Genomic DNA, 13,121 nt, shown 5'->3' with positions numbered 1-13,121 from the left:
AAGAACTGGAATGGGTACTGGAGGACCGGAACACGTTCGTGTTGAGACGGGTCAAACCGGCGAAGTCGGTGCTGAAAAAGCCGAAGGCTTAACCTGACGCGCATGCCCGTTGGGGCTTTAGAGATGGTTGGCCATTCACCGAAGGGTTGCGTCGCGACCTCTTAGAAGGGTTGGCGTTTCGAGGTTGAATGGAAGTTTCTGTTAGACGAGTGAGGACGGGGTGGGAAGAGGAGTGACTTCCATGGCTTGGATCAAGCCGCCTTCGAAGATGAAGCGATGGCCGACGTGTTCATCGGCCAAGGTGTTGCCCGCGAGGTCGCGGACGATCTGGCGAACATCGACGAGGATGCTGCCGTCGTCCTGCGCGTGGAAGGCGACGGGTTCGACCTTGGGGTCGATCTCGCTCCATTGTTCGGTCCAGTAGGCGCGAACTTCTTCAGGGCCGCGGACGAATCCGCCCTTGAAGGCTTTCGGCCAGGCAACATCGGGAGTCATGAGGACAAGGGCGGCATCGATGTCGCGCGAATTGAAGGCGGTGTAAGCGGCGCGGAGGAGTTCGGTTTGCAGGGTGGATTGATCGGACATGGTAGTGATGGCGAAGTGAAGAGCGGCTAGACTACTGATTCCAGAGCTTCAGGTATCCTCTGATTCGCAAGATGAATACCCGGCTGATCGTCATCCGAACGGAGTGGGGACGAGTTCCGTTCAGCTTTCCATATTTCCGATCTTTTGGCTTGCCCGCGAACCTGGGTGTGGGAAGAGTCCCGCGTCCTTGCGCTTCCACAGAACGCTCCTAGCAAGCATCTGAAGAAGCTCTTCCAGTCCCTGTTTCTCCTCTTCGCCTGCCTCCATTTGGCAGGGGGACAATATGCCGTCGTGCAGGTCTATGCTTGGGGGAACATGTTGGTTTCCTACTCGAAGGAGTCCGGATTTCTCAAAGGAGCGGAAGACACTTTTAGCGGCAAGAAGCCCTGCCATCTCTGCTGCAAGATCGCGCAAGCCAAGATGGCCGATGCAGAAGGCGGCAAGCAGGATGCTCCCCCGGCGCCGTCTTTATTCGCCAAGGCACCGGAGTTTGTGGCTGCGAATTCCGGCATTCTCAAAACTCCCGTGGCTGTAGATGCACCTCCGGTGGTCTTCGTGGCACCGATCCTCTTTATCCGTCCGGGTATTCATGCCCCGCCGGTGCCACCGCCGAGACAGGAATTGATTTGATGAGAAGATGCGGCCGAGGGGCGGCGGGGTTTTCCCGCTGAGACGCCTTCGCCCGCCTATTCCCGCAGCGATTTGCTGCGAGGCCTTCTCCCGTGGCTTGCGTCCTGCGCGCCACGCATCCCTTCCGGCCTGCACTTAAAAGGGTTCATCCCCAGAGGCGCAAGGACAAGGGCCGGACCTTCCGCCGGCGAGCGCTGCGCACGCATGTCCGGCGGGAGGAATTCTCTCCTGATTTCAATTTTTCTCTCTCAATGATGATCCTCCGTATCCTCAGCGCGGCGCTCGCCGTCGCCTTCCCATGCGCATGGGCGCAGACCTTCACGCACTTCGAAGCCCGCCATGTCCACCCGATCAGCTTGACGCCTGACGGGAAGACCCTGCTGGCGGTGAACTCTCCCGATGCCTCACTCTCGGTTTTCAATTGCTCTAACAGCTTGAGGCAGTCGCCGCTTTTGATCGGCGAGATCCCGGTGGGACTGGAGCCGGTAAGCGTGCGTGCGCGCACGGATAGCGAAGCCTGGGTGGTGAACGAAGTCTCCGACTCGATCTCGATCGTATCACTGATCGATGGCTCGGTGATCGATACGCTGCAGGTGCCGGACGAACCGGCCGACGTGCACTTCGCCGCCGGGAAGGCCTTCGTGAGTTGCTCGGCCAACCGGATGCTGCGGGTGTTCAACGCGACGACGCGGGCTCCGCTCGGCAGCATAAGCCTCGAGGGTGTCGCGCCGAGAGCGATCACCTCCAATGCCGACGGGAGCCGGATCTATGTGGCTTTCCTGCTCTCGGGAAATCGCACGACGATCCTACCGCGGACCACGGCACCGGCACAGCCTGTGCCCGACAATCCCAATCTCCCGGCGGCCCCGACGACGGCCCTCATCGTCGCGGCGAATGATCCGCGGATCGCTCACAACGTGATCGACCACGATGTGGCGGAGATCAATACGAGCACGCTGGCGGTAACGCGCTACTTCGGTGATACGGGGACACATCCCTTCGACCTGGCGCTGCGTCCGGGAAGCGATGAACTGTGGATCGCCAACTCGGAATCGCTGAACCTGATCCGCTACGAGCCGAACCTGCGCGGGAAGTTCGCCCGGCACCGCTTGAGCAAGATCCAGCTCAACGGCGACGCGACACCGCTGATCCACGATCTGAATCCGGGAATCGACTACGGAGTGAAGCCGAACACGGCAGCGAGCTCGCAGGCGCTGGCCCAGCCGACAGCGATCGTCTTCCCGGCAAGCGGGCAAGACGCTTGGATCGTCGCCTTCAACTCGGACCGGGTGGCACGAGTGGATGTGCAGAGCGGTGCGGTGAGCGCCCGGATCGACCTGCGCTCCGAAGGCGAGGGATCCGCGCTGATGCGAGGACCGCGTGGACTGGCCCTCACGCCGGACGGGACGCGCCTCTTCGTGCTGAACAAGATCTCGAACAGCATCACGACGATCGACACCGGCACGGCTGCGGTGCTCACCGAGATCCCGTCGGGTAGCAATGATCCGACGCCAGCGGCCATCCGGCAGGGGCGGGGCTTCCTCTTCGATGCGCGGCTATCCGGCAACGGCACGGTATCCTGCGCAACCTGCCACTTGGACGCGGATCGCGATGGCCTCGCCTGGGACCAAGGTGATCCGGGCGGCGAGATGGTGACGATGAAGGGGGCATTTCTTTCCGCCCACATCCTGACGCTGGAGGACCGCGTGATGCACCCGATGAAGGGGCCGATGGTGACGCAGACGCTGGTGGGAATGGGCGGCAATGTGACGCCGCTGGTAACCCCGCCGGAAGCGATCACGGCAAAGTTCCACTGGCGCGGCGACAAGCCATCTCTGCAGAGCTTCAACTCCACCTACGACAAGCTGATGGGCGGGAACGAGATCCCGGCGGCGGACATGGATGCGCTGAGCGCGTATCTGATGACGCTGCGGCACCACCCGAACCCGAACCGCAACCCGGATCGCACGCTGCCGACCGCGCTGGGGAACGGAAACCCGGTGAAGGGGAGGGACATGTTCAACAACCATGAGAAGAGCCACTGCGCGATGTGCCACGCGCTGCCTGCGGGCACGGACCAGAACATCGATCGCAAGCTGGAAGTGAATGGCACGCAGGAGATGAAGAATCCGCCCCTGAGAACCATCTATCAGCGGGCGAACCTTTACAACCCGGCGAGCGGCGCGGCGTCCCTCTCGGGATTCGGTCTGGGCTCGGATGGGAGCGGCCACGAGATGCCGAAGGTCCACTTCTACCACCTGGACAATCTGAGCAAGGTGCAGGAGCTGCGCGATGTGAGCGCCTTCCTGATGTGCTTCGACACGGGGACGGCACCGGCGGTGGGCAGGAGCATGACGATCGATCATGCACGGAAAGGGAGCGCAGCGGTGACAGCTGAGATGGATCTGCTGGAGGCGCGCGCCGCACCGCTGATCCTGGACTGCGATGTGGTGCTGCGCGGCAAGATCGGAGGAGTTTCGCGGAGCTATCGTTACGTGCCTGCAAGCGCACGCTATGTATCCGACCGGGCTGGCGAGGCACCGCTCACGCGTGCCGCGCTCTTGGCACTGATCCAACCGGGCGATAGTGCCACGCTGCTGGGAGTGCTGCAGGGGAATGGAGGCCGACTGGGTGGTGACCGGGACGGTAACGGAGTGAGCGACGGGAACGAAGCCGCGCCGGTGCTGACGATATCTCCCGCGGCGGATGGCGTGATCCTGAAATGGCCCGGACCGTCATCGGGCTGGTATCCGCAAAGTTCCCCCAGTCCTGCCGGACCTTGGGGGCCGATGACGGCCCCCTCCCAATTCCTCCTTAACGAAGAATCGTCCGCCTTGCCCACGTCGGTAGAGCCGCGCCGCTTCTTCCGCCTCCATAGCACCCGTTGAAAAACCATCTACCCCTGAACACTATGAACTACATCCCTATTGCCTTGATCATGGCTGCCTATGCCAGCGCCCGTGCCGCCACGATCGTGAATGAAGATCCCGCGGAAGGCGGCATCGGATACGCTTGGACGATCCAGATCGGAGCCAACGAAACGGTGACGACTCCGAACGTGGAGGACGCCAACGTGGGCGTCTGGTCGTGGCACGACACGGCATTCGCCGGTGCCGAAAACATGGGCTGGACCCACACCAGCAGTTGGGCCGCGGTGGAAGTTACCGAGGCGGTGTATCTCACCATCACGATGGGTCGGAATGCCAGCGTGCCCTTCCTGGAAGGCGTGCGTGATACCCAGTATCTCTTCCCCTCCTTCACCATCTGGTCGGGCTGGGACAACACGGGCTCCGATAACCACACCTATCAGAACAACGGCTTGGTGCCATGGGCTGAAGGGCTGACTCAGCTCCAAGGCTTCGTGAGCAACACGACGGAGACGACGGCCAGCCTGACTCTCTACCTGGAGCCGGGGCTGTATACGGTGGCGATGGGTAGCCACGGTCCGGCCACGGGCGGGCTGCCGCGGCAGGGCTTCTACACAAACTTCACCACCGTGCCGGAGCCGTCCGCGGCTCTGCTGGCTACGGCCGCAATGGGTGTGATGGGGCTGCGCCGTCGCCGGTAATCTTGCCACGAACGACCATGAGAGCACTCCTTGTCCTGCTTGCTTCTGTTCCATCGATGGCCATCGCGCATCATGGTCAGGATTTCCTTTTGAACTATGATCCCGAGGTGCCGGATGTGCGGCATGGGGTGGCCTTCAGCGCCTTCGAGTGGAGCAAGCAGGGCAGCGAGGATGAGCTGTCGTTCGAGCCCGGGTTTCTAACAGGGATCGCGCCGGGGCTGGCGTTCGGGAGCACGGTGCGCTTCGCGGACGACGGAGAGGGCTGGGGCTACTCGGGCGTGAACCCGATGCTACTGTATCTGCTACCGATCGAGAGCAAGCGATGGCGGATGGGGGTCTATGCGAGCTATCTCTTTGCCGAGGGGTCAGGGCATTCCCACGGGGCCACGCATGTCCACAACAGCAACCCGGGAGGAATCGACCAAGGGCCCGATGCTCCTGCGGGTGGAGGCTCCGGTGCGCACGTGCACGGCGCGGAGGCGGGCCATAGCCATGGGGGAATTCATCGCCACGGGGAGGATCACTTCCAATTCCGATTCATGATGGAGAGGCGGTTCGGGGAAAGCCGCCGCCTGATCGGAAATTTGATCGGGATCGCGGCGGACGGGGGGGACTATGCCTTCGGCTATTCGCTGGGATGGCGGCAAGAGATCACGCAGGAGTGGGCGGCGGGCGTGGAAGCGATCGGGGACTTCAACACGCACGGGGAGCATGAGGTGGGGGCAGGGATGTATTGGACGCCGGTTCATGCCTGCACGATCCGACTGGGAGCCGGAACGGGCATCGGGTCACGGGGGAAGGACTTCTCCCTGCATTCCGGCGTGACCTGGCGTTTCTGAGTCAATTCGGGGCGGCGGCACCGCAGTTCCAGCATTCCGAGAAGACGCCTTCGACGCGTTCCTTGCAGACGGGGCAGGTCCAATCCGGTCCCACGGGGGTGGCAGCTTCTTGGTCGCGGTAGGTTTTGACGATCTCCTTGGCGCGGGCTTCGTCGGAATTATGGAGGACCCAGAGCTCGGGATAGACTTGGGTGAAGGGGACATCACCGGCGGCGCTGGAGGCATTGAGATTGCGGATCTCGGTTTTGATGCCTTCGGCTTCGAGAAGAGATTGGAGGTGGCCGACGATGGTGAAGTCGATGTGGTCGAAGATGAGCTTCATGGGAGAAATGACTAATCACTAATCTCCAAATCACAAATCGAAGTGTGCGCTGCCGCGCGGTTTGAGGGGCGGGCTAGAGGGAGCTAGGGGCGGAGGGCTTTGAGCTCTTCGACGATCCCGGGGTGGTCGGCGGCGACGCTGCGGGTTTCGGCGGGGTCGTTATCGAGATTGACGAGGAACCATTGTTTGGCGGCTTCGTCGAGGGGCGGGCCGTCCTTGGCGACGTCGTTCGGGCGGTGGATGAGTTTCCAAGGGCCCTTGATGACGGCCCATTGTTCTTGGAGGCGCCACTGCAAGAACTGGTGAGGACTTGGGGTCTCCGGGGAGGCGATGACAGTGCCAAGGTCGTGGCCGTCGAGGCTGAGGTTGCTTGGAAGCGGGAGCTTGCAGAGGGCCGCGAGGGTGGGGAACCAATCGGCGCCGTGGGCGGTGGCGCTGCGGGTCTCGCCATGCGGAAGCGTGCTGGGCCAAGAGATGATGGCGGGGACGCGGATGCCGCCCTCGAAGAGGCTGAACTTCGAGCCGCGGAAGGGACCGTTGTCGCCGCCGCCGCCGTGGGCGCGCTCCTCGGTGGATGCACCTTGGTCGGCTTGGAAGACGACGATGGTGTTCCTGCGGAGGTCGAGTTGGTCGAGCTTGTCGAGCAGGCGACCGATACGGGCATCCATGCTGGCGAGGGCGGCGGCATAGAGATTCCGCGGGTAGAGGAGGTGGGCGTATTGCGCGGCGATCTCGGGATCGCTCTGGTAGGGGTAGTGCGGAAGGTTCACCGCGAAGTACATGAAGAAGGGCTTCGCGCGGTTCTCCTCGAGGAAGGAGGATGCCTTCTCGACCATGAGATCGGGAAAGAAGCGGCCGGGGTGGTGGACGCGGAGATTGTTCTCCCAGAGATCATGGCGATTCGGTCCACCCCAGTAGACGAAGTGGGAGTAATTATCGATGCAGCCATTCATGTGGCCGAAGGAGTAGCTGAAGCCTTGGTCGAGGGGCTTCATGCCGGGTCCGGGTCCGAGGTGCCACTTGCCGATGTGGGCGGTGGCGTAGCCGGACATGCGGAAGAGCTCGGCAAGGGTGAGCTCGCTGGAGGGAAGTCCGGGTGAGGAGGGCGGGGCTTGGGAGAGGTCGTTGATGGACTCGGAGACGGTGGCAGCGGCGTTGCCTTCGAGGCCGGCCTTCCATGGATAACGGCCGGTCATGAGGCAGGCGCGGCTGGGGGAGCAGACGGCGGAGCCGGCGTAGAAGCGGGTGAATCTAACACCTTCGCGGGCGAGGCGATCGATGGAGGGAGTCTTGAAGTCGGGGGAGCCGTAGCAGCCGGCATCGGCATAGCCCTGGTCATCGGTGAAGATGACGATGACGTTGGGCGGGGCGGCGAGGAGCCTGGCGGTGAGGGCGAGGAGGATGAGAGCGATGGATCGGCGGATCATGAAGGAGTGAGGAAATAGATTCCAAGGCATGACTTGACGATGAGGGCGGGTCCCATCCGGAGGTTCGGCCATGTTCAGAACCCTACTTCCCTACTTCGCGACAGAGGAGAGTGTTCCTGAGGCGAGAGGATTTCTCCGGGTGGGAGCAAGTGGCAGGAAGGATGGCGTCTTGAGAGCGGGCGCGAGCCGCGGGAAGCACGAAAAAGTGTTTCCGCTACGATGTGCGGCGGACTTGAGTCTCCGCTACCGGAGATCAGGCGGTCTTTACCTTGTCCCACTCGGCGGTCCAGAGAGGGAGCTTATCGCCGAGATCGCCAATGGGTTCGCACTTGGCGAAGAGTTCGGCGGGCGGGAAGAGGAGCTCGCTGCCGCGGAAATCCTCGCTGAGGTGAGGGTAGGCGGCGGAGTTTGGGGCGCGGTAGCCGATCCATTCCATGTTCTCCGCGGCGACTTCGGCATCGGCGAGGTGATTGATGAAGGCGTGAGCGAGATCGAGGTTCTTCGCGCCCTTCGGGATGCAGAGGTCATCGCAGGGGAAGGAGGTGCCTTCCTTCGGGATGAAGATGCGCATGTCCTCGTTCTCCTCGCTGGCTTGGATGAGGTCGCCGGCGTAGCCGTGGACGAGGTAGAACTCTCCGGAGGCGATGCCGGTCTTGTATTGCTCGTTCTCGAACTTCGCGATGTGCTTCTTCCAGCCGATGGCGATGTCGCGTGCGGCGGCGAGCTGGGCGGGATCGACGGAATTGAGCGGATGGCCGAGGAACTTGAGCGCGGCACCAAGGACCTCGCGCATGTCATCGAGCAGGGTGATGCGGCCCTTGAGATCGGCGCGGTCGAGCATGGCCCATGAGCTGTCCGGGTTCGGTACTTTGGAGGCAAGGTAGCAGAGACAGGTGGGGGCGAGCATGTAGGGGACGGAGAACTCCATCTTGGCGTCGAGCGCCTTGGTCAGGTAATCGGAATCGACGTTCTTGAGGTTCGGGAGCTTCGAGTGATCGAGGGACTGGATCATGTCCTTCCGCTTGAGGGCCTGCACGGCGTAAGAGGAGGGGACGAGGATGTCGTAGCCGCTAGCGCCGGATTCGAGCTTGGCGAGCATGGCCTCGTTCGAATCGAAGGTGTCGATGACGACGGTGCAGTTGTTCGCTTTCTCGAATGAGGACCTGGCTTCCTCGCTGAGGTAGTCAGCCCATGTGAAGACGGTGAGCGTTTGTTTGGCGCCGCCAGAGCCGGCGCTGCCTTCCTTGGATTTGCAGGAGGGGAGGGATGCCGCGGCGAGAGCGGCGGAGGATGCGGTGATGAAGTGGCGGCGGTTCATGGCGACAGGATCAGAATGAGGGAAACAGCAAATGGTGAAGTTTCAATGTTCAATCGGTGGAAGAGGGCCGGGATGGATTCGGATTGAGGGCTCACTTCCCTTTGCCCGGGGGCTTGGTCCAGTAGGTGAGTTCGTGTTCGAAGCAGGTGCCGGTGATGTCCTGGAGCTTCTCGTCGATGAAGCTGCGGGCATCGGCGACGCCTTGGTTGTAGACGATAGGGGCGATCTCGGTGAGGAAGTAGTCGAGCAGGAAGCCGGCCTGCATTTCGCCGATGTCTTGTTCGAGTTCTTCCTCAAGGTAGCGGCCGATGGAGTTGATGGCCTTCTTGCGCTGATCGGGGGTGAGACGGACGGGCATGGCTCAGGAGACGGCGGGTCGGGTGAGGCGCTGTGAGACGAACACGATCGCGAAGGTGACGATGAGCATGAGCGAGGAGAGGGCGTTGATGACGGGCAGGTCCTTGCTCTTCTTGATCATGGAATAGACGAGAGTGGGCAGGGTATCGGAGCCAGGGCCCTTGACGAAGTAGGTGATGACGTAATCGTCGATGGAAAGAGTGAAGGCGAGCAGGCCGCCGGCGAGGATGCCGGGAGCGAGGAGGGGCAGGGTGACCTTCATGAAGGCCTGCACCTTGGTGGCGCCGAGATCCTGGGCGGCTTCGACGACATTGAAGTCGAAGTCCTGAAGACGGGCTTGGACGACGAGAGCGACGTAGCTCAGGCAGAAGGTGATATGCGCGACGGTGATGGTCACGAGGCTGAGGCTCATGCCGAAGGAGACGAAAAGCAGCAGCAGGCTCATGCCCATAAGGATGTCCGGCAGGACGAGCGGGACGGTAACGAGCAGGCGGTGGGCATCCTGAAGCTTCGACTTGTAGAGGTGGAGGGCGAAGGCGGCGGCGGTGCCGGGGATCATCGAGAAGAGGCTGGCGGCGGTGGCGACCTTTACCGAGTTGCCGAGGGCGGCAAGGATATCGGTGCGCTCGAAGAGACGCTCATACCAGCGGGTGCTGAAGCCGGTCCACTTCGAGGCGAAGCGGGAGTTGTTGAAGGAGTTGATGACGAGGAAGAGGATCGGCAGGTAGAAGAACACCAGCACGACGATCAGGGTGATGAACGGGGCGCGGCTGGGTTTCATGCGGTCTTCTCCTTTCTCCTGAGAAACATCGGGGCGAGGACAAGGAGGGCGAGAGCGCCGGAGAGCGCCGCGGCTTCGGGGAGATTGCGATCGGTGAAGTTTCGCTGCGCGATCTTGTTGCCGATCATCTGAGTGCCTGTGCCGCCGACCATGTCCGGCACGACGTAGGAGCCGAGCATGGGGATGAAGACGACTAGGAAGGCGGTGATGATCCCTTGGCGGATGCCGGGGACGAAGACAGAGAAGAAGGCGCGGAGGGGCTTGGCTCCGAGGTCTCGGGCGGCATCGAGCAGGCCGAAATCGAACTTCTCCGCGGCGGCGAAGAGAGGCAGGATGGCGAAGGGAAGGTAGGTGTAGGTGCTGACGATAACAACGGCACCGGTGTTGCCTAACAGGCGGTCATTCTCGCCGATGATGTGGAGGCTGCGGAGGAAGGATGCGACGTAGCCTTGGGCATGGAGGATCTGCTGCCAGGCGAAGACGCGGATCACGAAATTGGTCCAGAAGGGGACGATGACGAGGAGCAGCATGCGTGAGCGCCATGCCGGGCTGAGGCGGGCCATGGCGTAGGCCGCGGGAAGACCCAGGGCGAGGCAGCCGAGGGTGGCGAGCGCACTGATGAGGATGGTGCGGACAAAGAGCGCGGGATAGCTGGGGTCGCCGAGAGCGCGGACGGCATCGAGACTCCAGCCTTCGCCGATGCCGCCGGCGGGGAGGGCGGGGCGGAAGGCGATGGCGAAGATCGTAACCACCGGCACCAGCACGAAGAGCACCAGCCAGAGGAGGCTGGGGGCCGTGGCGAGAAGTTCGGGCTTCTGCTCCTTCTTCATCAGTCGGCGTCGGGGAGTGTGAGCATGCCTTCGTCTTCCTCGCGGTATTGTTCGAGGAGGAAGCCGTCGTTGGCGTGCCATTTGAGCCAGACGGTGTCGCCCCATTTGGGAGAGCTCTCGTCGAGTTGATAGCGGCGGTGCTGCATTTCGGCGCAGAGTCGCCATTCGCCGCAGCGAACCCAGTAGCGGGTATGGGAGCCGTAGTAGATGACGTCCTCGACCTTGCCCTCGATGGCGTTGTCGATCTCGGTGGTATTCGGCCGGTCGCGTGAGACGACGAGTTTCTCGGGTCGGAGCGAGAGGTGGATGCGGTCGCCAATGCTAACGGGCTTGTCGTTGTCGATGACGATGGTGCCGAAGCCCTTCACCTCGCAGCGGGAGAAGCGGCTGTCGATGCACTCGGTGATCTTGCCATCGAGGAAATTGGTATCGCCGATGAAGGCGGCGACGAAGGAGCTGCGCGGGGCCTCGTAGATCTCGGCGGGAGGTCCGACCTGTTCGATCACGCCCTTGTTCATCACGGCGATGCGATCGGAAATCGACATGGCCTCGCCCTGGTCGTGGGTGACATAGATGAAGGTGATGCCGACCTCGTCGTGGATGGCATCGAGTTCGACGAGGAGGCGCTGGCGGAGCTTCAGGTCGAGGGCGGCGAGGGGTTCGTCGAGGAGCAGAACCTTGGGCTTGTTGACGAGAGCGCGTGCGATGGCGACGCGTTGCTTCTGGCCGCCGGAGAGTTGGGAGGGCTTCTTGTCGGCGTGGGCCTTCAGGTCGACGAGCTCGAGCATCTCATCGACGCCACGCTTGATTGCGTCCGGAGCCCATTTCGCAATCTTCGGGCCGAAGCCGATGTTGTCGCGGATGGAGAGGTGGGGGAAGAGGGCGTAGCTCTGGAAGACGGTGTTCACCGGGCGCTGGTCCGGCGGCAAAGGGGTGATGTCCTTGCCATCGAGGAGGACGCGGCCGCTGTCCGGCTTGTCGAAGCCCGCGGCCATGCGGAGCAGGGTGGTTTTCCCGCAGCCTGAGGGGCCTAGCAGGGAGAAAGTCTCGCCCTTTTCGATATCGAGCGTGACGTTGTTGACGGCGGTAAAGGAGCCGAAGCGCCGTGTGACATTCTCGAAGCGCAGATAAGAAGCCATTTCCTCATGGCATGAAACGTGGCAGGGAGGGCCGGTGTCGATGGGAAATGCGTTCCGATGCGGTGATTTCCCATTTGCCGGTGCCCGCCGATCCGCTACCCATCCGGCATGATCGACATGCTGGTGCGGCTCTACGACCTTCCCGACAGCGGGGAGATCTATGCCAAGGTGGCGGCGCAGGGAATCACGCTGCGCCGTGCCCGGGCCTTTGAGAAGCACACGGTGGCGGAATTCGCCCGGGCGAACTTCTCGGCCAAGTGGGTGAGCGAGGTGGAGGTGGCGATCACCCGTCAGCCGGTGGCCTGCTTCATCGCCACGAAGGACAAGGTGATCTTGGGCTTCGCTTGCTACGATACGACGATGAAAGGCTTTTTCGGCCCGACCGGGGTTTCCGAAGCTGCCCGCGGCACGGGGATCGGGAAGGCACTGCTATTCAAGTCGCTGGAAGCGCTGCGCGACACCGGCTACGCCTACGCCTTCATCGGCGGAGTGGGGCCGAAGGAGTTTTATGCGAAAGCCTGCGGGGCAATCGAGATTCCGGGTAGCGATCCGGGGATCTACGCCGACATTCTGCCCTGACTGAAATGATCATGGGTGCCGGAACGATTCAGGATCCTTCGTATGTCCGCGATGCCTTCGCGCGGATCGCGGACCGCTATGTGACCACGAATCACGTGCTGAGCTTGGGCACGGACATTTTGTGGCGGAAGAAGGTGGCGCGGATCGTGAAGGGCTGGAAGCCGCGGAGGATTCTCGATGTGGCCACCGGCACCGGCGATCTGGCGCTGGAGATGCAGGACAAGTGCCCGGAGGCGGAGGTCACGGGGAGCGATTTCTGCGCGGAGATGCTGGTGCATGCCACCCGTCGCGGCTTGGCGCGCACGTTGGTGGCGGATGCGATGGCGCTGCCCTTTAAGGATGGCGAGTATGATGTGGTGACCGTGGCCTTCGGGTTGCGGAACATGGTGAACTACGCAGGCGCGATCAAGGAGATGCGGCGGGTGCTGAGGCCCGGCGGGCATCTGCTGGTGCTGGACTTCTCACTGCCGGAGAATCTGCTGCGGAAGCCGTATCGCTGGTATCTCCACAACGTCCTGCCGAAAATGGCAGGTGCCCTGACGGGACAGAAGGATGCCTATGAGTATCTGGGAGGATCGATCGAAGAGTTCCCGATGGGGAAAGCGATGTGCGAGTTGATCGAGGCTCAGGGGTTTAAAGGTGCTGAGGCGGAGCCGCTGAGCTGCGGGGTGGCGTCGATCTACACGGCGGAGGCGGTTTGAATTCCCCGTCAGGTTGACTACTTCGATGTGATACTTTAGTGTCAC

At 62.4% G+C, this 13,121-nt stretch carries 14 protein-coding genes; 6 read left to right on the top strand and 8 right to left on the bottom strand.

Annotation, left to right across the window (positions count from 1 at the left end; translation table 11 throughout):
* Nucleotides 1-201: 201 nt before the first annotated feature.
* On the bottom strand, nt 202-585 hold the full coding sequence (locus OJ996_RS21285; RefSeq protein ID WP_264515704.1) for a nuclear transport factor 2 family protein: 384 nt from the start codon (nt 583-585) through the stop codon (nt 202-204).
* Between the two features lie 144 nt (nt 586-729).
* On the opposite strand from OJ996_RS21285, the gene OJ996_RS21280 reads away from it, so the two are divergent.
* The 4 genes from OJ996_RS21280 to OJ996_RS21265 all read left to right on the top strand — a co-directional run bounded on the left by OJ996_RS21280 (nt 730) and on the right by OJ996_RS21265 (nt 5,622).
* Entirely contained in the window at nt 730-1,215 is a 486-nt protein-coding gene (locus tag OJ996_RS21280) for a hypothetical protein (protein WP_264515703.1), read from the top strand.
* A gap of 254 nt (nt 1,216-1,469) precedes the next feature.
* Nucleotides 1,470-4,103, top strand: a complete 2,634-nt coding sequence (locus OJ996_RS21275) for a cytochrome c peroxidase (RefSeq protein ID WP_264515702.1) — start codon at nt 1,470-1,472, stop codon at nt 4,101-4,103.
* 23 nt (nt 4,104-4,126) lie between these two features.
* A complete protein-coding gene (locus OJ996_RS21270; RefSeq protein WP_264515701.1) occupies nt 4,127-4,783 on the top strand; it encodes a PEP-CTERM sorting domain-containing protein in 657 nt (218 codons plus the stop codon).
* A 17-nt stretch (nt 4,784-4,800) separates the two neighbouring features.
* Nucleotides 4,801-5,622, top strand: a complete 822-nt coding sequence (locus OJ996_RS21265) for a hypothetical protein (protein WP_264515700.1) — start codon at nt 4,801-4,803, stop codon at nt 5,620-5,622.
* Nucleotide 5,623: 1 nt separating this feature from the next.
* Here OJ996_RS21265 and OJ996_RS21260 read toward each other — a convergent pair whose 3' ends face one another.
* The 7 genes from OJ996_RS21260 to OJ996_RS21230 form a co-directional block, all read right to left on the bottom strand.
* Entirely contained in the window at nt 5,624-5,944 is a 321-nt protein-coding gene (locus OJ996_RS21260; RefSeq protein WP_264515699.1) for a putative signal transducing protein, read from the bottom strand.
* An 83-nt stretch (nt 5,945-6,027) separates the two neighbouring features.
* Nucleotides 6,028-7,371, bottom strand: a complete 1,344-nt coding sequence (locus OJ996_RS21255) for a sulfatase-like hydrolase/transferase (protein ID WP_264515698.1) — start codon at nt 7,369-7,371, stop codon at nt 6,028-6,030.
* A gap of 253 nt (nt 7,372-7,624) precedes the next feature.
* A complete protein-coding gene (locus OJ996_RS21250; RefSeq protein WP_264515697.1) occupies nt 7,625-8,689 on the bottom strand; it encodes an ABC transporter substrate-binding protein in 1,065 nt (354 codons plus the stop codon).
* 91 nt (nt 8,690-8,780) lie between these two features.
* Entirely contained in the window at nt 8,781-9,047 is a 267-nt protein-coding gene (locus OJ996_RS21245; RefSeq protein ID WP_264515696.1) for a DUF2164 domain-containing protein, read from the bottom strand.
* Nucleotides 9,048-9,050: 3 nt separating this feature from the next.
* The gene (locus OJ996_RS21240) at nt 9,051-9,827 is read right to left on the bottom strand and encodes an ABC transporter permease (RefSeq protein WP_264515695.1); all 777 of its coding nucleotides are present in this window, start codon (nt 9,825-9,827) and stop codon (nt 9,051-9,053) included.
* Nucleotides 9,824-10,657: an ABC transporter permease gene (locus tag OJ996_RS21235; RefSeq protein ID WP_264515694.1), complete on the bottom strand. Its 834-nt coding sequence runs from the start codon at nt 10,655-10,657 to the stop codon at nt 9,824-9,826. Before OJ996_RS21235 ends, OJ996_RS21240 begins: the two co-directional genes overlap by 4 nt.
* The gene (locus OJ996_RS21230) at nt 10,657-11,796 is read right to left on the bottom strand and encodes an ABC transporter ATP-binding protein (protein ID WP_264515693.1); all 1,140 of its coding nucleotides are present in this window, start codon (nt 11,794-11,796) and stop codon (nt 10,657-10,659) included. The genes OJ996_RS21235 and OJ996_RS21230 overlap by 1 nt, the downstream gene beginning before the upstream one ends.
* Before the next feature lie 108 nt (nt 11,797-11,904).
* Here OJ996_RS21230 and OJ996_RS21225 point away from each other — a divergent pair, with 108 nt between their 5' ends.
* Nucleotides 11,905-12,375, top strand: coding sequence for a GNAT family N-acetyltransferase (locus OJ996_RS21225; RefSeq protein WP_264515692.1), 471 nt, complete (start codon nt 11,905-11,907; stop codon nt 12,373-12,375).
* 11 nt (nt 12,376-12,386) lie between these two features.
* The gene (locus OJ996_RS21220; RefSeq protein ID WP_264515691.1) at nt 12,387-13,076 is read left to right on the top strand and encodes a ubiquinone/menaquinone biosynthesis methyltransferase; all 690 of its coding nucleotides are present in this window, start codon (nt 12,387-12,389) and stop codon (nt 13,074-13,076) included.
* Nucleotides 13,077-13,121: the final 45 nt, after the last annotated feature.

This window comes from Luteolibacter rhizosphaerae (assembly GCF_025950095.1).
In the GTDB taxonomy this organism is placed as follows: domain Bacteria; phylum Verrucomicrobiota; class Verrucomicrobiia; order Verrucomicrobiales; family Akkermansiaceae; genus Haloferula; species Haloferula rhizosphaerae.
The sequence above is the reverse complement of the archived record's forward strand: the minus strand, read 5'-3'. Positions and strand labels throughout refer to the sequence as shown.

Bases quoted from the DNA above. Each gene is read 5' to 3' on its own strand.
- OJ996_RS21285 (WP_264515704.1), bottom strand. From the start codon at position 585: ATGTCCGATCAATCCACCCTGCAAACCGAACTCCTCCGCGCCGCTTAC.
- OJ996_RS21275 (WP_264515702.1), top strand. From the start codon at position 1,470: ATGATCCTCCGTATCCTCAGCGCGGCGCTCGCCGTCGCCTTCCCATGC.
- OJ996_RS21270 (WP_264515701.1), top strand. From the start codon at position 4,127: ATGAACTACATCCCTATTGCCTTGATCATGGCTGCCTATGCCAGCGCC.
- OJ996_RS21265 (WP_264515700.1), top strand. From the start codon at position 4,801: ATGAGAGCACTCCTTGTCCTGCTTGCTTCTGTTCCATCGATGGCCATC.
- OJ996_RS21260 (WP_264515699.1), bottom strand. From the start codon at position 5,944: ATGAAGCTCATCTTCGACCACATCGACTTCACCATCGTCGGCCACCTC.
- OJ996_RS21255 (WP_264515698.1), bottom strand. From the start codon at position 7,371: ATGATCCGCCGATCCATCGCTCTCATCCTCCTCGCCCTCACCGCCAGG.
- OJ996_RS21250 (WP_264515697.1), bottom strand. From the start codon at position 8,689: ATGAACCGCCGCCACTTCATCACCGCATCCTCCGCCGCTCTCGCCGCG.
- OJ996_RS21245 (WP_264515696.1), bottom strand. From the start codon at position 9,047: ATGCCCGTCCGTCTCACCCCCGATCAGCGCAAGAAGGCCATCAACTCC.
- OJ996_RS21240 (WP_264515695.1), bottom strand. From the start codon at position 9,827: ATGAAACCCAGCCGCGCCCCGTTCATCACCCTGATCGTCGTGCTGGTG.
- OJ996_RS21235 (WP_264515694.1), bottom strand. From the start codon at position 10,657: ATGAAGAAGGAGCAGAAGCCCGAACTTCTCGCCACGGCCCCCAGCCTC.
- OJ996_RS21230 (WP_264515693.1), bottom strand. From the start codon at position 11,796: ATGGCTTCTTATCTGCGCTTCGAGAATGTCACACGGCGCTTCGGCTCC.
- OJ996_RS21225 (WP_264515692.1), top strand. From the start codon at position 11,905: ATGATCGACATGCTGGTGCGGCTCTACGACCTTCCCGACAGCGGGGAG.
- OJ996_RS21220 (WP_264515691.1), top strand. From the start codon at position 12,387: ATGGGTGCCGGAACGATTCAGGATCCTTCGTATGTCCGCGATGCCTTC.